Source organism: Chitinophaga sp. (assembly GCF_036569185.1).
GTDB lineage: Bacteria > Bacteroidota > Bacteroidia > Chitinophagales > Chitinophagaceae > Chitinophaga.
Map to the genome: position 1 here is coordinate 1 of NZ_DATCRD010000052.1, position 20,233 is coordinate 20,233.

General features: G+C 48.6%; 13 protein-coding genes. 6 read left to right on the forward strand and 7 right to left on the reverse strand.

All coding sequences use genetic code 11. The annotated features are described in order from the left end of the window. Window positions 1–311, reverse strand: a 311-nt coding sequence (locus VIM72_RS03750; RefSeq protein WP_332001529.1) for an NAD(P)H-dependent oxidoreductase, incomplete at its 3' end; no start/stop codon positions are given. Window positions 312–491: 180 nt separating this feature from the next. Between VIM72_RS03750 and VIM72_RS03755 the strand changes: the two genes are divergently transcribed. The 5 genes from VIM72_RS03755 to VIM72_RS03775 all read left to right on the forward strand — a co-directional run bounded on the left by VIM72_RS03755 (window position 492) and on the right by VIM72_RS03775 (window position 9,410). Continuing rightward, window positions 492–1,082, forward strand: coding sequence for an RNA polymerase sigma-70 factor (locus VIM72_RS03755; protein WP_332001530.1), 591 nt, complete (start codon window positions 492–494; stop codon window positions 1,080–1,082). Between the two features lie 50 nt (window positions 1,083–1,132). Beyond that, window positions 1,133–2,143 carry a FecR family protein gene (locus tag VIM72_RS03760; RefSeq protein ID WP_332001531.1) on the forward strand — a complete coding sequence of 337 codons (1,011 nt, stop codon included), beginning with the start codon at window positions 1,133–1,135 and terminating at the stop codon, window positions 2,141–2,143. A gap of 79 nt (window positions 2,144–2,222) precedes the next feature. Next, on the forward strand, window positions 2,223–5,696 hold the full coding sequence (locus tag VIM72_RS03765) for a TonB-dependent receptor (RefSeq protein ID WP_332001532.1): 3,474 nt from the start codon (window positions 2,223–2,225) through the stop codon (window positions 5,694–5,696). Between the two features lie 22 nt (window positions 5,697–5,718). Beyond that, window positions 5,719–7,170 (forward strand): RagB/SusD family nutrient uptake outer membrane protein, encoded by a 1,452-nt coding sequence (locus VIM72_RS03770; protein WP_332001533.1) that lies wholly within the window; start codon window positions 5,719–5,721, stop codon window positions 7,168–7,170. A 44-nt stretch (window positions 7,171–7,214) separates the two neighbouring features. Next, window positions 7,215–9,410 carry a GH92 family glycosyl hydrolase gene (locus tag VIM72_RS03775; protein WP_332001534.1) on the forward strand — a complete coding sequence of 732 codons (2,196 nt, stop codon included), beginning with the start codon at window positions 7,215–7,217 and terminating at the stop codon, window positions 9,408–9,410. A 35-nt stretch (window positions 9,411–9,445) separates the two neighbouring features. Here VIM72_RS03775 and VIM72_RS03780 read toward each other — a convergent pair whose 3' ends face one another. After that, window positions 9,446–10,633, reverse strand: a complete 1,188-nt coding sequence (locus VIM72_RS03780) for a hypothetical protein (RefSeq protein ID WP_332001535.1) — start codon at window positions 10,631–10,633, stop codon at window positions 9,446–9,448. Between the two features lie 396 nt (window positions 10,634–11,029). Here VIM72_RS03780 and VIM72_RS03785 point away from each other — a divergent pair, with 396 nt between their 5' ends. Continuing rightward, entirely contained in the window at window positions 11,030–11,572 is a 543-nt protein-coding gene (locus VIM72_RS03785) for a hypothetical protein (protein WP_332001536.1), read from the forward strand. A gap of 55 nt (window positions 11,573–11,627) precedes the next feature. On the opposite strand, the gene VIM72_RS03790 is transcribed toward VIM72_RS03785, so the two are convergent. From VIM72_RS03790 to VIM72_RS03810, 5 genes are all read right to left on the reverse strand, one after another. Then, a complete protein-coding gene (locus VIM72_RS03790; protein WP_332001537.1) occupies window positions 11,628–13,043 on the reverse strand; it encodes a GDSL-type esterase/lipase family protein in 1,416 nt (471 codons plus the stop codon). Window positions 13,044–13,153: 110 nt separating this feature from the next. Next, a complete protein-coding gene (locus VIM72_RS03795; protein WP_332001538.1) occupies window positions 13,154–15,328 on the reverse strand; it encodes a c-type cytochrome domain-containing protein in 2,175 nt (724 codons plus the stop codon). Further along, the gene (locus VIM72_RS03800; RefSeq protein ID WP_332001539.1) at window positions 15,328–16,353 is read right to left on the reverse strand and encodes a 6-bladed beta-propeller; all 1,026 of its coding nucleotides are present in this window, start codon (window positions 16,351–16,353) and stop codon (window positions 15,328–15,330) included. Before VIM72_RS03800 ends, VIM72_RS03795 begins: the two co-directional genes overlap by 1 nt. A gap of 15 nt (window positions 16,354–16,368) precedes the next feature. Beyond that, on the reverse strand, window positions 16,369–17,823 hold the full coding sequence (locus tag VIM72_RS03805; protein WP_332001540.1) for a DUF1501 domain-containing protein: 1,455 nt from the start codon (window positions 17,821–17,823) through the stop codon (window positions 16,369–16,371). 29 nt (window positions 17,824–17,852) lie between these two features. After that, complete coding sequence (locus VIM72_RS03810; protein ID WP_332001541.1) at window positions 17,853–20,171, reverse strand: PSD1 and planctomycete cytochrome C domain-containing protein; 2,319 nt, start codon at window positions 20,169–20,171, stop codon at window positions 17,853–17,855. Between the last annotated feature and the right edge of the window lie 62 nt (window positions 20,172–20,233).

Below are 20,233 nucleotides of genomic sequence, written 5' to 3' on the forward strand. Positions count from 1 at the left end.
TGCATGGAGGATACCGTCCAGTCGATGGCGTTTTTAAGTGTCCCTGGCACACCAATAGCATATTCAGGCGTGCATATCAGTACCGCATCAGCTCCTGCCAGTTGGGCGCGGAAATGTTGTACGGCTTCGGGCGCCATGCCAGGGTCCAGATCCTGGTCGGGGTTGAAATGCGGTATATCTGTAAGGGTTTCCAGCAGTTGCACCGCAAATGTGCCGGCAGACAACTCCGTGATGGCCCTGATAAGATGATGATTGGAGGAGGATTGCCGGGTGCTTCCGCAGATAGCCAGTAGTTTTATCGGTGCTGTCATATTATGATCGTTCATTAGCTGCAAATTAAGCGGATTCTCTTTGTTTGCCGGCAACCGCGCATCGATTTTATTGATGCGCCCATAGAGCCTACCCCATCTCCCCGATTTTTTAAAATATTCTCCGGAAAAAAAATATATTTGTCTGACCACGTTCCTGATATCAACTAAGAGAAGCATTCCATGTATAATGAAAAAGAATTACTGAGCCAAATCGCTGCAGGGGATGAAGCTGCCTTTAAACAACTTTTTGAACAACACCGGAAGAAGCTCTATCACTACCTTATCACCATCACCAAATCCAGGGAGGTGGCGGAAGAAATTGTCATTGATGTATTCCTGAAACTGTGGACAGGCAGGGAGCTGATCACCAATATCCAGCATATGGATGCCTTCCTTTACAAAGTAGCTTACAATAAAGCCATGGACTTCTTTAAACTGGCTGCCAGGAACGCCCGTTTACAAAAGCTGGTACAGGAGCAAATGGAAGCCGGCCAGGAACAAAGCGCCGATTACAGCCTGCTGAACAACGAATGCAGGGAGATCCTGGACAATGCATACAAGCAATTATCGCCCCAGCGCCGCCTGATGATCACCCTCAGCAGGGAAAAAGGAATGACCCATGAAGAAATAGCCACTGAATTGAATTTATCCCGTAATACTGTTAAAAATACTATCACCGACAGCCTGAAAATTATTAAACAGTACCTGCAGAATAACCATATTACCCATTTTATGTACTTGTTACTGCTGTCAGATTTATTTTCAGATTGATTAGTACTACCCCCTTCTTTTTGTCGTCATAACAGTTATATAACTGGCATATGTCGTCTAATCCGTTAAGATTAAAACTATTACTGCAAAAATACCTGTCGGGCGAATGTACCCCGCCGGAGCTGGAAGAATTCTGGGCGCTGATGGGGGAACTATCGGAAAACGACCTGGTATCGCAGGAGCTGGCCGCGCTGTGGGAACGCACGCCGGAGCAGGCGCAGGAGCCTATGTGGGAGCAATTGTATACCCGCCTGCAGGGAAAGATCCGGGAAGGCGAAATTGATATGCTCAAAGTAATGACCGTAAAGCGCCACCCGTTCTACAAAAAGATAGCGATAGCCGCTGCCGTTGTACTGGCCATTTTCAGCGCCTGGTGGCTGCTGCCGGTTTCAAAGCCCACCCCCGTTATTACTGCCGCGCTGCCTGAAGCACAGCATACCTCCAATAAAATAATTAACCTTCCGGATGGCAGCGTGGTAACGCTGAATGAAAACAGCCAGCTGGACTATCCTCCTGCCTTTGAAGGCCGCAACCGGGAAGTATACCTGAGAGGCGAAGCTTTCTTTAACGTGGCCCCCGATAAAAACAAACCATTCCTGGTGCATACCGGCAACATTATAACCCGTGTGCTGGGCACCTCTTTCAATATCAGGGCAACGGGAGATGCTTCTCCTATAGCCGTTACCGTTACCACCGGCAAAGTACAGATACAGAAAGAGAATAAAGCCATCGTTGCCGAACTGCTGCCCGGCGATCAGCTCATACTGGATAAAGCCGCCGTTGCGCCACTGGTTACCAAAGCCAATATGAAAGAAGTACTGGTGTGGAAAAAAGACGAGCCGGTATTTGAAGACGTTTCCTTTGAAGCAGCTATTCCACTGATCAACAAATATTATGGTATTGACATCAGGCTCAGGGATGAATCCCTGCGGACAAAAAAATTCACTGGCAATTTTATCAACGACCCTATGAAACAGGCGCTGGACGTAATCTGCGAGCTAACGCATGCTCAATGGGAAAAAGGACAGGACAGTATTATCTGGCTGGATAAACGATTTTAAAAAAGGCTATACTAAGGACGAGTTAGTATAGCCGGTTGTCTTAAACATTTAGGTAAACATTTAAAAACTACCCAAAGGTATGAAATTTCTTATCAGGGGAAGGCTACGCCTTTTCCCACAGCGAACGTTTGCGTATTATATGAAATTAAGTTGCTTACTCGCCTCTGCTTTTCTTTTCAGCATCAATATGCTGATTGCTGCTCCCGGGAAAGCGCAGCGATTGGAAGATGTAGACGTTACCGTGAACCTCAAACGGCAACCACTTAAAGATGGGATCCGGCAGATCCAGCAGCAAAGCGCTTTTAAATTTGCTTATGTGGCGGCCCAGCTCTCTCCCTATGACAACATTACTTTGCCGGCGGAACGCAGGTCGGTACTACAAACACTCAATCTCCTGCTGGAAAATACCAGCCTGGCCTGGTCGTTGAACGGCAACACCATCGTGATCACCGAAAAACACGGCATCGATCCCCCGTCATCTTCCTCAAGGGTGATCACCGTAAGCGGGAAGGTAACCGATGAAAAGGGGAACGGGCTGCCCAATGTAACCATTACCATTAAAAATGGCGGCGGTGGCGCTATTACGGATGTCAACGGCCACTTCAGCATCCGTGTGCCCGACGAAAAAACCATTGTTGTTTTCAGCATGATAGGGTATGCTTCCGTTGAAATAGCCGCCGGCAGCAGCACGCCACTGAATATTATATTGAAGGAAGAAACCCGCTCACTCAACAACGTGATCGTAGTGGGATATGGTACCCAAAAGAAAAGAAATGTGACTGCTGCCATCGCCTCTGTGCCCATGGCCGAAATGCGCGACATGCCCCTCTCCAATGTGGCCACCGGTATGCAGGGAAAAATTCCCGGCGTAGTGGTACAGCAAACAGGCGGCGCTCCCGGCGCTACGCCAGCCATTAAAGTACGCGGCTTTGGCTCTATCACCGCAGGTACCAACCCGCTTATTGTAGTGGATGGAAATATTGTGGACGCCAGCGTTTTCAGTAATCTCAACAGCACCGATATTCAAAGCATTGATGTGCTGAAAGATGCGTCTTCCACCGCTATCTACGGCTCCAAAGGTTCCAACGGCGTGTTGATCGTAACCACCAAACGGGGTAAATCCGGCAAAACGAAGTTTAACGCCGACGTATATACGGGATTCCAGGAACTGTCTAAAAAAATAGATATCCTGAACTCACAACAGTTTGCCGAATTCTCCAAAGAAGCCTCCAACAACGCTTATCTCGATAATGTGCCCGGCGCCAATATATCAGATCCTAACAGCGCAAGGCCCTCTTCGTACTTGCGGTACCGTTACCCACGGGGCGACCTGTACGACTGGTTCAACTTCGACGATCCGCAGAAACTGGCTGCCATGCCTACCTACGATTACCAGGATATGATTTTCCGTAAAGGAATGATCAACAACTACCAGGTAACTGCCAGTGGTGGCAACGATAATGCGCAGTACCTTGTAACAGGTGGTTACCTGAAACAGGATGGGATCATGGAACAGTCTACACTGGACCGCTACTCTATCCGCGCCAATGTAGACATCAACGTGACTGAGCGCTTCAAGCTGGGCGCCAACATCAACCCGGTGTATAAAATCCAGAATGATGTAAACAGCGATGGCCACTGGGCTAACAACGGTATCATCAATGCCGCCTTATCTTCCGTACCTATGGCGCCCATCTGGAATGCCGATCATAGCGCCTATTCTTCACAAGCAGCACTGGCAGTACCTTATGGCTGGCCCGGTGTCACCAATCCAGTAGCCAACATTACCGAAAATCCAAATGAGCTGATCACCACCAATCTGCTTACCAATGTGTATGCATCCTATAACTGGAAAGAATTTACCTACCGTGCCACCGGTAATTTCAACGTAGGATCTACCAGGAGAAGCACCTATAAAACCTCCCGTTTGCCGTTGAACCAGCTGCTGCCGCCTACACAGGCTGTAGGAGCAGATTCTACTGATCAAACCACCAGCTGGCTGTTTAACCAGACCCTTAGCTATACCAAAACTACCGGCGCTCATAACATTGATGTATTGGTAGGTATGGAAGCGTATAAATTGCAATACCAGAAAAGCTCGGCAGTTGGTACCGCTTATGCCAACGATGTAGTGCCTACGCTGAATGCGGCAGGGCTGCCAAGCAGCGTATACTCTTTCAAAACGGCCAGTACCTCCACCTCCTACTTTGGCCGCGCTACGTATAACTACAGGGAAAAGTACATCGCCAATGTATCCCTGCGTGCAGATGGATCTTCCATTTTCGGCAGCGAGAACAGGTGGGGCGTGTTCCCCGCCGGCTCCGTGGGATGGGTGTTCACGGAAGAACCGTTTATGAAAAATATACCGGCGATCTCCAACGGTAAATTGCGGGTAAGCTACGGCCTGGCAGGTAATAACCAGTTCGGCGACAACTACCCTTACCTCGCTACGCTCGCTGCAGATAACTACAGCTTCAACAATTCGCTGGTAAACGGGCTTGGCGCCGCCACGCTGGGCAACGCCCAACTGGGATGGGAAAAAAGCAAACAGTTTGATGCCGGCGCCGATATCGGGTTATTCCATGAAAGGATCGTGATCGGCATCGACTACTATAAAAGAAATACCGATGGCCTGCTGCTGGCTGTAAACGTGCCTACCATCACGGGTTTCAGTACAGCCGTGAAAAATATCGGCGCCATGGAAAATAAAGGATGGGAGTTTTCTCTCGCCACCCGCAACCTCACCGGCGCTTTTACCTGGAACACCAATGCCGCCCTTTCCTTTAACCGTAATACCGTTACGGCGCTGGGCCCTACCGGAGATCCCATCCGCAGCAATTCTGGCGTGAATGAAACCAATATCACTATCATCGGCAAACCGATCGGTAATATCTATGGATACAAACAGATAGGCATCTTCCAGAACCAGGCCGACCTGGATAAATATCCGCACGATCCTACTTCCAGGCCAGGCGATGTGAAGTTTGAAGATGTAAATAAAGATGGAAAGATCACTGCAGATGACCGCACGATAATAGGGAATAGTCAGCCCGACTTTATTTACGGTTTAACCAATACTTTCCGTTACAGGAACTTCGACCTGATGGTGGCCATCCAGGGGCAGCAAGGCGGACAAATACTGAACCTCAGCCGCCGTTTTTTTGAGAACCTGGAAGGAGGACAGAACCAGCTTACTACCGTATTGAACCGCTGGCAGTCGGAAGATAAACCAGGCAACGGCGTTGTTCCGCGTGCCAACCAACGCACCACCGGCAACAATAACGCCATCTCCGACCGTTGGGTGGAAGATGCCAGCTATCTCCGTATCCAGAACGTAAGCATTGGCTACCAACTGCCCGAAAAATTATTACAGCATATCCGGGTACAACAGGCCAGGATCTATTTATCCGCACAAAACCTGTACACCTTTACCAACTACCTGAACTACAATCCTGAAGTAAGCAATTACGAAGGCGCTTTAACCAGCGGTGTAGACTATGGCCGGTATCCACTCGCCAGAACATTTGTAGTGGGAGTAAACATTGGATTCTGATCTTGCTAAAAAATTAAAGAACATGCGCACAAATTATTTATACATACTACTGGCAGCAGCTGTTTCATTTACCGCCTGCAAAAAGAGCTTCCTTGAACAGCTTCCGCCTTCTACCGCTACCACCGAAAACTTTTATAAAACGGCAGATGATTTCAAAAATGCGCTCAACGCCAACTACGGCTCGCTGCAGGCCGGCGGCGTGTTTGGTAACGCATACATATACGGCGATATTCCATCCGACAACAATTTCCCGGTGCCCTCCGGTTCTGTAACAGACCAGGATGAATTTGACCGCTTCTATATCAAAACCACCAACCCCTTTGTGGCTGCACGCTGGAACGATAGCTACAAATCCATCTCCCGCAGCAATACCATCCTGCAAAGGATTACGCCCATCGCCATGAACGATTCGCTGAAGAAACGCTTCACTGCGGAAGCACAGTTCCTCCGTGCGCTGGTGTACTTTAACCTGGTCCGTTCCTTTGGCGATGTGCCACTGGTGGTTACCGAAATTACCAACGCCGACCAGGCCTATGAATACACCCGCGATCCGGCCGCCAATGTGTATGCACAGATTGAGGCCGACCTGAAGGCCGCTGAAGCCGCATTACCGGTAAGCTATACCGGCGCCGACATTGGCAGGGCCACCAGCGGAGCGGCCAAAGCCTTGCTGGGAAAGGTATTGCTTACAGAGCATAAATATCCCGAAGCTGCCGCAAAGCTCAAAGAAGTGATCAGCTCCGGCGCTTATGCCATACTGGATAAGTACGCCGATGTATTTGATGTGGCAAAGAAAAATAACAGGGAATCCGTTTTTGACGTGCAATACAAATCAGGTGGTGTGAAAGAAGGTAACCCCCTGCCTAATTCATTTGCCCCTGAAAACTCCGGTAATGCCGTGGTCATGTTCGGCGGCGATGGTAACAACCAACCCACGCCTGATATGGAAAACGCTTATGAGGCCGGCGATGTGAGAAAGAATTTTTCCATGGCCACTTCCTATGTAAATGCCAGCGGCGCCACTGTAAATTATTATTTTGTGAAGAAGTACTTTGATGTACCTGCCACTAAAAATGATAATGGCAATAACTTCCCCGTGATCCGCTATGCAGATGTACTGCTGATGTATGCGGAAGCCCTCAATGAAGTTGGCTACCAGGCCGGCGGTGAGGCTTTCACTTACCTGAACAGCATCCGTAAAAGAGCAGGGCTCGGAAATAAAACAGCCGCCGATGTGCCCGACCAGGCAGCGTTCCGGCTGGCCATAGAAAATGAAAGGCGGGTGGAACTGGCGTTTGAAGGACATCGCTGGTACGACCTGGTACGCACCGGCAGAGCTATCCCGGTGCTCAACAGTAAAAAAGCACAGATCAGGTTAGTAGCCGATCTTACTGCCGATAACATGGTAATACCAGTGCCGCAAAGCCAGATAGACATCAACAGGGATAAGATCAAACAAAACAAGGGATATTAATGACACGTAGCACCGTTTTTACTATTTTATGTTTAACAGCTGGTATGGGTAGTGCTTTGGCACAAACCAGCCAGCTGTTGGCCTATGTAGATCCTTTCACCGGCACCTCCAAAAGCACTACGCTTACAGCGCTTGTGCACGGCGCCGGTACCGAGCAACTGGCCAATACTATTCCCGCAGTTGGTACGCCGTTCGGCATGACGCAATGGACGCCGCAAACACGGCTCACCGAGCAAAAATGCATAGCGCCCTATTATTATACCGATTCCCTTTTCACCGGTTTCCGCGGCACACACTGGCTCAGCGGCTCCTGTACACAGGATTACGGCAGTATGACCATCATGCCGGTTTGCGGAGAACTTAAAACGCTTCCTGCAGATTATGCTGCTCCCTTTGTAAAAACAAATGAGATAGCAACTCCCGCTTACTACAGCATCCTGCTGGATAAAAATAAAATAAAGGCAGAAGTGACGGCCACTGCGCGTTGCAGCATGATGCAGTTCACCTTTTCCAATGACGATGATGGTTACCTGATTATCCGGCCCAACAGCGACCGGGGCAAGGGCGCCGTGTATATCGACCGGCAGCGGAAGGAAATCACCGGCTACAATCCCGCGTTCCGTATTTACCAGGGACAAGGCCAACCTGCCGGGTTCAGCGGTTACTTTGTAGTACAGTTTGAAGAAGACTTCAGCGATGCCAAAGTATTCCGGGACAACAACATACTGGCGGCCGACAGTATCAAAGACCAACCAGGGATTGGCTGCGCGGTGAAATTCAATGTGCATAAAGGCAGCGCGATCAGGATCCGTATTGGTACTTCTTTCACCAGTATTGAAGCAGCAAGGGAAAATCTTAATGCAGAGATCAATCACTGGGATTTTAAGGCACAAACCACAGCAGGTAATGAAGTATGGAATAAAGCACTGGGTAAAATTGAAGTAACCGGTTCTTCTGAAAAAAATAAAAAGATATTTTACACGGCGTTGTATCATACCATGCAGCACCCGCGACTGTTCAACGATGTAAAGGGCACCTATCCTGCTTTTGCACAGTCGTACCAGGTAAAGCAACTGGCATCCGGCAACTACTACGACGATTTTTCCATGTGGGATATTTACCGCGCACAGCTGCCGTTGTATGAAATCCTGGACACGGCGCTGATCAACGACCTGGTGCGATCCCTGATCCTGAAAGGGCAGCAAGGCGGATGGCTTCCCATTTTCCCCTGCTGGAATAATTACACGGCCGCTATGATCGGCGATCATGCCATTCCTTTTATTGCATCTGCCTATAACAAAGGGATCCGCAACTATGATATCAAAGAAGCCTACCGGCTGATGCGGCAAAATGCTTTTGACACAGCCGCCACAGCCGATTACAAAGAAGGCAAGGGCCGCAGGGCTTTATCTTCTTACCTGAAATACGGGTATGTACCTTTGGAAGATAATGTGCCGTATGCCTTTCACAACCGCGAACAGGTATCCCGCACACTGGAATATGCATTCGACGATTACGCATTGTCCACCATTGCGAAGGCATTAAACCGGCATAAAGATTATGTGGCCCTGAAGAAACGGGCCGGTAATTATGCCAATGTATTTGACCCGCAACTGGGGGATGTAAACGGTCGCTATGCCTCAGGGAAATGGTATGAGCATCCCGACAGGGACAGGAAAATGTTTTTTATTACAGAGGGAACACCACGGCAGTATGGGTTTTATGTACCACATGATATTCCCGGGCTGATCAAACTAAACGGCGGCAGCAAAAAATTTGAAGCGGCGCTGGATAGTCTTTTCCTGCAACAGCAGTACTGGCATGGCAATGAGCCGGGGCACCAGATCCCTTTTCTTTATAACTACGTAAACGCCCAAACGAAAACCGTTGCTCAAACCTATGAAATAAGGGCCATGGAATACGGCATAGGACCGGGAGGGTTATCCGGTAATGATGATGCCGGCCAGATCAGCGCCTGGTACGTGTTTGCTGCGATGGGCTTTTACCCGGTAAATCCCGTGGCGCCGGAATACGCCATCACTATTCCTACGTTTGATCGTATCGTGATCCATACCGGCGTCAATACCACTACCACCATCAACGTGGATAACAAACGTGCACCGGCGTTTATTGGCTTCATTAAAAAGGACGGTAAGCGATACAGTACCACCCGCTTATTACATACCGATCTGATGAAAGGGGGCGTATTTGATATTTACCCTACTGATGGCGGCCAGTAATTAGTTGCGGCGGGGAACGGATAGGGAGATAATATTCAGATAATCCCTTTTTCTTTCCAGCCTTTGAGCTGGACTTCCGGCATGCCGCAGGCAGTAAGTATTTCGTCAACCTCATCCGGGGTTAGGGACCAGTCTACGGCATAGGCAATAAATTGATCAGATACCCCCACTTTCCGATCGAGCTTGTTGGTTGTTAAATACCAGGCTGTTCGCTGCATCATTTTCTTTGCTATTTCATAATCGCCGGCTTTTATCACCTGGCCTAGAAAGGCTTGTACCAATCGTTCAGCGGTATTCCACTGAACTTCTGTAAAATCATGGTCACTATACAACATCAGTTCATTGAACAATTCTTCTTCTCCCGTTTCTTCAACAGCTTTTTTCCAGTCCTTCTCCGTGATAAGTTTTAGCAATGGAAGATAGTTTGCTACTTCCCTGTATCCCAGTTCCAGTATAACCAATGAATGTTTAGGTTTGGCATTCACAATTGTTGTAATAATATCAGTGGCCATCAATCGCGCTACCCTGTCCGACAGTTCACTTAATGTAATTCCCGCTGGTGGCTTCACATAGGTATATTGCGGCGTGCTGCCTTCAAGGGTACTTACAATTTCATCGAGTGTTCCGTCTTCACTATAGCCGTATATTTGCTTGCCTGGTACTTTGCCAGTTCCCGGCAGGTTGTACAAACAATCGGCCCATTTAATACGGCCGTTTTCATAATGGAACAATTCTACATCAGAAATAATTTCATATTTACTCTTCAATAAGCCTTTTAATATCTTCTCCCTGGGCAATCCCACCAGATCAGGAATACAGGATCTTCCATTAAGCCTAAGTGACTGATAACTGGTTTTCAATCCATCCCGGAACTCCAGTCGCTGGATACAGGAGGGAACGCGTGTCGCCATATGGAACTCCACATACTCAACATAACTTTCCCTGTAATTATAAAACCCTTCCCATGTCCCACCACTGTTTATATAACATGGATTTCCATCCGCATTCAATCCATACATAGTTGAGTGGTGTGTTGAAAACTCCGACGATAGGTGTTCCTCCGGGGGAAAAGCCCCTTGTTCGTACTCCGATACCGGGAACAGCAACATTTCCCCGTAAACGGTGGTAACTACCCGTTCTTTATATTCCGGCAACATGCTTATTTCATCATAGGCAGTAAGCCAGCGGTCCAGCAATTGTTGTTCTAATATTTCAGGGGTCATAAAGTACGCTGATTTGATTTCACTAAGCTCAGAAGATACAACACAAATTACTAATCCTCCCCGTTTTTGTACGCGAATATTGTCTGACTCGCTGATTTTGATGATTACGCTGATTACACTGATTTGATTACTTTGGTTTTAAAGAGATTTGGGGAGATTTGAGCGAAAACATTCGCTTAAATCTCCCAAGTCTTTTTAAAAATCATTACAAAATCAAATCAGTGTAATCAGCGTAATCAGTTTAATCCTGAGTCAGACAAAATTCGCGTCAGACAACATCCGCGTGATTTTAACTGATTTTTATCATATTTCTACAAAAAATTTCCAGCTATTTTTGCTAAATTAAACTAACACCAAAACACCTGGACTATGCAATACTGTAGCAGAATTTTTTACATGATCTGCTTATTGATGTGCATCAATATAGCAGCAGACGCACAAAAGAAAATCACGGGTATTTACAGCACCATGGACGACTACCTGTCTGACCGGCTGAGTTACACCAAAGACAACAGCAACAAAGCGCCCAGGCTTCATTTATACACGCTGGCGCCCAAAAGCTATGTTACGGTGCAGCATAACGGCAAAGATATTCATATCAACAAAAATGAAATATTTGCTTATCAGCTAACAAATGGAGATGTTTACCGGGTAGAAGGTAATCATAGTTACCAGATCCTGAATAAAAACCCGCAATTATTGCTGTATAAAAGAAAAATACCCGCTTCTCCAAAGGCTGGTCCGGAAGATCAGTATAAAACATACTTCTCTGCTTCCAATGGTAAAATACAAACACTGACAGCCTGGAATGTAAAACAGGCATTCCCTGCCCATGAAACCCTGGCGGATAAGATGGACGCCCTGTTTAAGCGGGATGCGGAACTGCTTACGTACGACAGGTTCCGGGGGATGTATAAACTGGAATGGCTGGTAAAATAAATGCGTAACATTGAGCCTTCTGTGAATGGGCGGAAGGCTCAATGTTCAATTACAATTACTTCACCGCTGCCAGGATAAAATCCACTATTGGCGTGGGATCCGGGAAACTATGCGGATGATGTCCGAAACCGGGTTTATGCATCACCGTTATATTGCCTTTCAGCGCCTTTATTTTCTCTTCAAATGGTAGCGTGTTTTCGCCCGGCGGTACTGCCTCATCTGCATCTGCCAGTACGTGCAGCATGGGATACCTTCCTTTTACAATTTCCTTCGTTTTGTATAACGGGCTTCCTTTAAAGTTCATAGCCGCACTGTCTGACGTAAAGCCATAATCCTTCTTGAAAGCCTCCCATTCACCCCGGTTGGGTAATTGCTTTTTAAACTGGCTTCCCGGCCAGCTGCACAAGTCCAGTACAGGATTATCCACATATACCGCCGCTACTTTGTCCGGGTTCTCCGCTGCCCAGTTGTATACATATACGCCTCCCCTGCTCATCCCTTCCATCACCGCTTTACGGGCCAGGCCAGCTTTGTGTAACAACGAATAATAACCATTCCATAACTGTACGGCTTCCCTGTTGCCGAATAATTCTGCTACATCGCAATACACTACATGATAGCCTCTTTCCAGTAAGGCAATATCCGTTTGTGGTTCATGGCCCCAGAAGCGGGCCCTCCAGATCCACGGATGACCAGCAGCAGCAAATTTTGGCGCTACCACTTTACAGGCACGGCCCCTGAAATCAAAATCGGCACAGCGGTAACCATAAAAGGAGGATATTTTTTTATTGCCGGGCAGATGACTGATAACGTTTAAAGCCGTATCCCTTACCGGTTGCAACACTTCAAAAAGTGTTTTGGCCATCAGCCTCGTGCCTTCCAGTTCAGGATGAATACCGTCCGGCATCAGCCCCGGTTTGCCGATCAGCAACGCGTTTAAATTTACCAGCTCCACGTTTTCATCATAAGCTACCTGTCTTACTTTAGGCAAGATCTGTTCCCTGATCACCGGGTCCCAGATCTGGGTGGTATCTTTTACAAAAGAAACAACCGGCTGCAACAGCAGGATACGCGGATGTGAGGGCAAGGCCCGGAATGCGTGGATCATATCGCGGTAATCCGCTTCATATTCATCAAGATGCACCCGGTTCACCAGCTTGCTGTCGTTTCCGCCCAGGTCTATCAGCACAATGTCCGGATTACCCGCCAGCGCTGCTTTGTACTGAGGAGTGTTCCAATAAGGATGGTCTCCTTTCTTCAGCAAAGTGGTGCTGCTTACGCCATAATTGGTTACCTCGTAACCCGGTCCCAGCAACCTCCCCAGCTGTGCAGGATAAGATTCTGTTTCAGGATGCTGCAGCCGTGCGCCTGCGCAGATACTTGCGCCCAGGCAGGCAATCTTTACCTGTTGCGCCAATGACGACAGATGATAAAAAAAGAGAAGGAATAAAATAAGATACCCGGACCTCATGTGTAGCAATTAAACGTGGAATAATAAAGCGTTAAGATAATATTTACTTTTGTTATTCCACAGCTCCGTTACCCCCTCTTTTACCAGGTAGCCGTTTGCTTTTACAACAGCTAATTAAACAACACTTCATCTGCAAATACCCATCCCCTGTTTCCCTTACCCGGATGCCAGTCAGGTATTTTCAACAATGGATCCAGTACCAGTTTCACACAGGAAACATGGGTAACCGGGAAGGTGCCCGCTACTTCCATGGCGGCGGCAGGGTCATCTTTTTTTCCTGCTGCGGGAATAATTCGTTTCAACAATTTCAGGTGTTGGGCATCTGCGCCACCCCATATTTCCAGTTTAGCGGGAGGAAAAATATACCCATTAATATTTCTCAGGATGCCCACCGAAACTGATTGCAGGGGCACGGGCTGTTTAAACAGCAACATCGCTATCATCGGCTCCTTCACATAGCCCAGCCATTTCTGGTTGCCCTGGTCGGTGCCGCCTTTCTGCCCGTCGCATAAAGTTTTGGCGCCGTTGCCTGCATAGCTGCCATCCGGTTGGGTAAGCAACACTACACTGTCAGGGGTATACGAAGATTTATAAAAATTGAACTGTACCGGGTCGCTCGCATACCAGCCTTTTTTACAGGCAATAGCCCGGATGGTGGCATTACCTTGCAGCAGGAGACTGTCTTTAAACAGCGGTGAGCTCACGCTATCAGGCGCAGATCCATCGGTAGTATAGCGGATATCCACTCCTTTAATGGGATGCTTCAGCATCAACTGGGCAGTACTACGGAAAACCGGTGAGCTATTTACCAGCAGTGGCTGGTTCAGTTTCAGCGGTTCTTTACCATCGTCCTTAAACCCTTTGATAATAGCTACCTGTTTAAATGCAGCAGGCAGCTGATCCAGTTCCGCAGGACTGAGCGCTGTGTTCCACAGGTACAGCTCTTTTAATGCAGGCGCCTTTTTCAAAGTCTGCAACTGTTGCAGGGTAACGGGCGTGCCCGACAGGGAAAGGCTTTCCAGGTGTGGCAGCTTTGCCAGGGCAGATAGCGTTTGCCCCTTTACGTTAGTAAAGCTGAGGTTCAGTACGCGGAGCTCCGGGAACTGCGCGATAATGTTCAGATCAGCATCCTGTACCGGCATTTTTTGCAGGTGCATTTCAATGATCTGTTTTTTCAGCGGCAGTAGTTCTTCGATCGACTTACTACTAAACTGATCTTTATTATAACAGTTTACCACCAGTGGCGCTGCGTTCAGCGCTACCGGGTAAATAACACGGTAGTTATTATTCAGCTTTTGTACCAGCTTTTCATCTGCCGCCGCAAAATGATATACGGGGGCGGCCGACGGGCCGGGCTGCAACATAGCGGTTGCCAATAAGCGCAGGCTATCCTGTACCGGCAATGCAGCTACTTTCATTTTGAAATCAGCGCCGCCTTTGATCCAGTAGTAAAGCAGTGCTGTTTCTTCCGGCGTGAGCTGTGGCTTACCTGCCGGAGGCATATGCTTTTTTGCATCCAGCGGCAAATGAAGCCGCTCCATCAGGAGGCTCATGTCCGGTTTACCCGCTACAAACAACTTACCGCTCTTTCCTCCTTTCAGCAATTGCGCCGGCAGCTCCATGGCCAGTTCACCTTTTGCTTTACCGGCGTTATGACAGTTCATACATTTTTCTTCCAGTACCGGTTTCACCAGGTGCTCGTATACCAGCGCCTGGTCAAAAGGCACCTGCGGCTTTTTACCCGCGGGAGTTACAGGCGCCAGTACAAAGTTTTCACCATGCGTGATATCTGCGCCGAAATGCCCGGTGATCACCAGCAGCGCCGCTGTGATAAGCATGCCTCCTTTCTGCAGCGCCGCCTGGTTTACCGGCCACTGTCCCAACCAATATAATAAAGAAGCCAGCCAGCACATGCTTACGCCGCTCCATTTATGCCATTGTAAAGTGCCGCTGCCGTTATAGCCTTCCTCACCGGATAAGAAGAGCCCCATAACAACGGTAACGACTGCACTAAGCGCGCCTGCAAGTAACAAAGCGCTGGCCAGCTGCCGCTTCCATGCTTCAGCCGCAGGCTCACGTAAACGGATAAACGTTAACACGCCTGCCACAAGGATCAGTACAATGGGAAAATGCAGTAATAAAGGATGCATTCTTCCCAACACCTGCAACCAGGGAGGTAATACTACCCGGTTGCCAAAGATCAGTAGGAAAAGGATAAAAATATTGCCGGCAAATAACAGGCTGCTGCCTGCGCTTTGCCACCTGGATGGCTGTTTCACGGTCATTATACCCTCCTGAGTTTATATGGATACACTTTCCCGGATGCCCACTGTGCTACGTACAGATTTTCATCGTCGTCCACACATACATCATGCGGATGCACAAATATTTTTTCCGCCTGCTGCATAGGCTGCAGTTTTCCATTGGTATACACCGGTGCGGTACCGCCAATATTGGATACTACCTTATTGTCTTTATCCAGTATGGTTACAAAGCCGCTGGCGTTTGCATCCATATTGGGAGAACGTAACACGGCTGCATAGAGGTGATCTCCTTTTATCACTGCGCGGCATACACAGGCACCAGGCAGCGCTATTACTTCCTGTAACTGTCCATCAAGACTGAAGCGTTTAAAGCAATTCCTTGTTCTGTCGGTAACAATGAGCGTAGGCGTGCCCTTGCGACGGTCTACCACAATACCGTGGGCATTGTCCAGGTGCTCATCTCCCTCACCTCTTCCTCCAAAATATCCCAGCAGCTTTCCATTCCGGTCATAGCGCATTACATATTGCGCACCATAACCATCTGCAATATAAAAATCACCGTTATCTGCTACCGTGGTTTCTGTAGGCACAAACTCTTCCTTCTTTTTATATACGCCTGTTTCAGCAGGATAATCGATGGTAAGCAATACCTTGCCATCCATGGTAGTTTTGTATACCTGGTGTTTTTCAGTGTCTGTAATGAAAAGAAACTCTGTGCCATTTTCGTTGCTCAGGGTAAGCCCGTGCGCACCGGGGAATTCATGGCCCCAGTTATCCAGCAGCTTGCCCGACTTATTATAAACGAGAATATTATTCTTTGTTTCATTGGTAAGCAGGATGATACGGCCTTTTTTATCCTGTACCATTTCATGGCAATCCTTTACAGGGTAACGGCTGCTGTCGAGCGTGCCCCATTTGGTATCCAGCGCATAGCGCATACCATTATGCCCATATACCGGTCCTTTGGGTTTTGCAAAAAGATCGCGGGAAATATAAAACGAGGCAGCTGCTAACGCGGACGACTGTATGAATTTTCTTCTTTCCATTATAACAATATTTTATCAGGCCATTAATCCGGGGATTACCTTACCCGCTACATCTGTAAGGCGATAACGGCGTCCCTGGTGTTTAAAAGTTAATTTTTCGTGATCCAGTCCCATCAGGTGTAAGATGGTAGCGTGGAAGTCGTGCACATGCACCGGGTCTTTTACAATGTTATACCCGAATTCGTCGGTTTCCCCGTAAACAATGCCCGGCTTTACTCCGCCGCCGGCCATCCAGATAGAGAAGCAGCGGGGATGATGATCACGGCCATAATTATCGGCGGTCATCTTACCCTGGCAATAGTTGGTTCTGCCAAATTCACCGCCCCATATCACCAGTGTTTCATCGAGCAGGCCACGTTGCTTCAGATCAGTGATCAGCGCTGCAGAAGCGCGGTCTACATCCTTTGCCTGCCCGGCCATTTCGTTGGGCAGGTTGCCATGCTGATCCCAGCCCTGGTGGTATAGCTGGATGAAGCGCACGCCGCTTTCAGAGAGCTTTCGGGACAGCAGGCAGTTTGCCGCAAAGGTGCCGGGCACCAGGCAATCCGGTCCATACAACTTAATGATATCATCTGATTCTTTAGAGAGATCAGTAAGTTCCGGCACCGCAGTTTGCATACGGTAAGCCATTTCATACTGCTGTATCTTGGTATTGATTTCAGGATCGCCGAACTCTTTGTACGACTGGTCATTCAATGCAGCCAGCTGGTCAAGCATCTGGCGGCGGTTGGCCATATCAATGCCTTCAGGGTTGTTCAGGTACAGTACCGGGCTTTCGCCACTGCTGAACTGGACGCCCTGGTGGATGCTATCCAAAAATCCATTGGACCATAACTTTGAATATACGCCCTGCCCGTTTCCTTTACCTCTTGATAACAGCACGCAGAAGGCGGGCAGGTTCTTATTTTCACTGCCGAGGCCATAGCTCATCCAGGAGCCAAAGCTGGCGCGATTGCCCTGCTGCGCTCCCGTTTGGAAGAAAGTAAGCGCGGGATCATGATTAATGGCTTCGGTGAACATAGATCTTACAATGCAGATATCGTCCACTATTCCTGCCGTGTGGGGAAACAGGTCGCTGATCCAGGCACGGGCTTCGCCATACTGTTTAAAATCGAAATGCGAGCCTACCAGGGGGAAAGACGACTGCCCCGAGGTCATACCTGTTAAGCGCTGCCCCATACGGATAGATGCCGGTAGCTCCTGCCCCATCATTTCCCGCAGCTTAGGCTTATAATCGAAGCTCTCCAATTGGGATGGCGCCCCGTTCTGAAACAGGTAAATAACCCTTTTGGCTTTGGGTGCAAAGTGCGGCATCCCCGGGATAAAGGGCGCTTCTTCCGTGCTGCCTTTGCCAAAAAGATCAGGCACCAGCAATGAGCCCAGCGCAAGGCTGCCCACTCCCAAACTAAGGCGGGACAGGAACTTGCGGCGGTTCATGTTCAGGTGATGTTCTATGAATTCGTTTTTCATCGGCCTTTATTATGCGTGACTTACGATCGTTATGTTTTTGAAAGTGTTTCTTCCATATTATAAATGGTGGTGATCACCTGCATCATGGCAGCCCATGAAGCATTGTCAAGGTGCTCAGCCATCGGGTATTCCCCATGTTTCAGCAGCTTCACCGCATTGTCTGGCTGCTGTTTATATAACTGCTGTTGCTGGTCATAATATTTCTGCAGCAAATCAACTTCGCTTTTCTGCGGCGTTCTGCAAACGATCAAACGGAATGCCTGTGTTATGTTGTTGGTGGTATTGTTATCTTTTTGCATCAGGCGGGAAGCCAGTACCCTGGAGGCTTCCAGCACAGTAGGATCGTTGAGCATGATGAGCGCCTGCAGGGGCGTATTGGTATTGGCGCGCTTTACTTCGCACTGATCGCGGTTGCTTGCATCAAAGATCATCATAGATGGAGGCGGCACCGTGCGTTTTATGAACGTATACAACCCTCTGCGGTAGAGGCTTTCGCCATGATCCTGCCGGTAGGTGGCCAGGATGCCCCTGCCGGAGGTAGCCATTTCCCATAAGCCTTTTGGCTGATAAGGTTTTACACTGGGACCGCCAATTACGGGCACCAGCAGGCCGCTGCTTTTCAGCACCAGGTCGCGCACACCTTCTGCTGTAAGACGGAACCGTGACCCACGGGAGAGATAAATATTCTCAGGATCTGCTTTCAGTTTCTCTTTGGAGATGATGGCCGACTGCCGGTAGGTGGTAGTCATCACCATTTGTTTCATCAGCCGTTTAATATTCCAGCCATGCTGCATAAAATCGACCGCCAGCCAGTCGAGCAGCTGCGGGTTGCTTGGCAGATCGCCCTGCATCCCGAAATCGCCGGTGCTTTTCACAATGCCCCTGCCGAATACTTCCTGCCATTGCTGGTTCACAAAAACCCTTGCGGTGAGCGGGTTCCGTTTATCAAACAACCAGCCGGCCAGCCCAAGGCGGTTAGCCGGGTATTGCTTTACATCAAACGGCAATACGGCATGTGGTGTTTCCGGTTGTACTTCCAGCGTGGGATTATCGTAGTTGCCACGGCCAAGGATATACGTTTTTCGTGTCGTATCTTTTTCGCCCATTACAGATACGATCAGGCGGTTGGTATCCTGCTTGTTGATGAAGCTGAGCACGCCTTTGAGATCTTCTTTCGTGATCTCCATGTAAGGCGTTTTGGCATAGGTTTCAGGGCCGCCCACCACAGATTGCAGGCCTACTTCCTTTACATTGTTAAAGAAGGCAAACAGCTCGTAATATTCTTTTTGTGAGAAGGGATCATATTTATGGTCGTGGCAATGCGCGCATTCTATCGTGATGCCCAGCATGCTTTTTCCAAAAGTATTGGTGCGGTCTGTTACGTACTCAATGCGGTATTCTTCATCGATTACACCGCCTTCTTCGGTGATCTTATGATTGCGGTTAAAGCCGGAGGCAAGCAATTGTTCGCGGGTGGCGCCGGGGATCATGTCACCAGCCAGCTGCCAGGTAATAAAATCTTTGTAAGACAGGTTTTCATTAAATGCATGAATCACCCAATCCCGCCAGGGCCACATGGTGCGGTAGTTATCGTCCTGGTAGCCGTGCGAATCGGCATACCTGGCTACATCCATCCAGTGTACCGCCATTTTCTCTCCATAGGCGCTGTCGGCCAGCAGTTCATCTACCATACGTTCATACCCTGCATCGCTGGTGTCTTTTGCAAAGCGTTCCATTCTTTCCGGTGACGGCGGCAAGCCGGTAAGATCGAGGCAAAGACGCTTCAGCAGCCGTTCATGATCTGCTGCAGGATTGGGTTCCAGCCCTTTTTCTTCCATGCGGGCCAATACAAAATAATCTATTTCGTTGCGCGCCCATTTCTCCTTGTTTACTTTGGGCAAGGCGGGTGTTACCGGTGCTACAAACGCCCAGTGCGGTTTATATTTTGCACCTTGTTTGATCCACTTCTCAATCAGCTTTACCTCATAATTGCTCAGCGTCATATTGGTTGATGGAGGCGGCATGCGCATGGAGGAATCCGTTGTACTGATACGCTGGTACAATACAGAGGCCATCGGGTTGCCGGGCACCAGTGCATGCGCTCCCGGTGTTTCACGCAGCGCTTTATAGGCGCTGTCGGCAATATCCAGCCGCAGGCCGGCTTCCCGTTTATTGGCATCAGGACCATGACAGGCAAAGCATTTGTCTGATAAAACAGGCCGTATGTCAAAATTGTAGTCTACAATTTCAGGTAATTTTTCCTGCCGATTTCCCGGTGCATCGCCGTTGTTGCACGCAGATAAAAACGCAAGAGAGCAGATGGTGAGTCTGACACAACGTTGGAACATAATTTCAGCAATTAATTGTGCACTGTCTGGTACCGGGGAGAATTTACCCGGCAATTACTATA

Bases quoted from the DNA above. Each gene is read 5' to 3' on its own strand.
- VIM72_RS03755 (WP_332001530.1), top strand. From the start codon at position 492: ATGTATAATGAAAAAGAATTACTGAGCCAAATCGCTGCAGGGGATGAA.
- VIM72_RS03760 (WP_332001531.1), top strand. From the start codon at position 1,133: ATGTCGTCTAATCCGTTAAGATTAAAACTATTACTGCAAAAATACCTG.
- VIM72_RS03765 (WP_332001532.1), top strand. From the start codon at position 2,223: ATGAAATTTCTTATCAGGGGAAGGCTACGCCTTTTCCCACAGCGAACG.
- VIM72_RS03770 (WP_332001533.1), top strand. From the start codon at position 5,719: ATGCGCACAAATTATTTATACATACTACTGGCAGCAGCTGTTTCATTT.
- VIM72_RS03775 (WP_332001534.1), top strand. From the start codon at position 7,215: ATGGGTAGTGCTTTGGCACAAACCAGCCAGCTGTTGGCCTATGTAGAT.
- VIM72_RS03780 (WP_332001535.1), bottom strand. From the start codon at position 10,633: ATGACCCCTGAAATATTAGAACAACAATTGCTGGACCGCTGGCTTACT.
- VIM72_RS03785 (WP_332001536.1), top strand. From the start codon at position 11,030: ATGATCTGCTTATTGATGTGCATCAATATAGCAGCAGACGCACAAAAG.
- VIM72_RS03790 (WP_332001537.1), bottom strand. From the start codon at position 13,043: ATGAGGTCCGGGTATCTTATTTTATTCCTTCTCTTTTTTTATCATCTG.
- VIM72_RS03795 (WP_332001538.1), bottom strand. From the start codon at position 15,328: ATGACCGTGAAACAGCCATCCAGGTGGCAAAGCGCAGGCAGCAGCCTG.
- VIM72_RS03800 (WP_332001539.1), bottom strand. From the start codon at position 16,353: ATGGAAAGAAGAAAATTCATACAGTCGTCCGCGTTAGCAGCTGCCTCG.
- VIM72_RS03805 (WP_332001540.1), bottom strand. From the start codon at position 17,823: ATGAAAAACGAATTCATAGAACATCACCTGAACATGAACCGCCGCAAG.
- VIM72_RS03810 (WP_332001541.1), bottom strand. From the start codon at position 20,171: ATGTTCCAACGTTGTGTCAGACTCACCATCTGCTCTCTTGCGTTTTTA.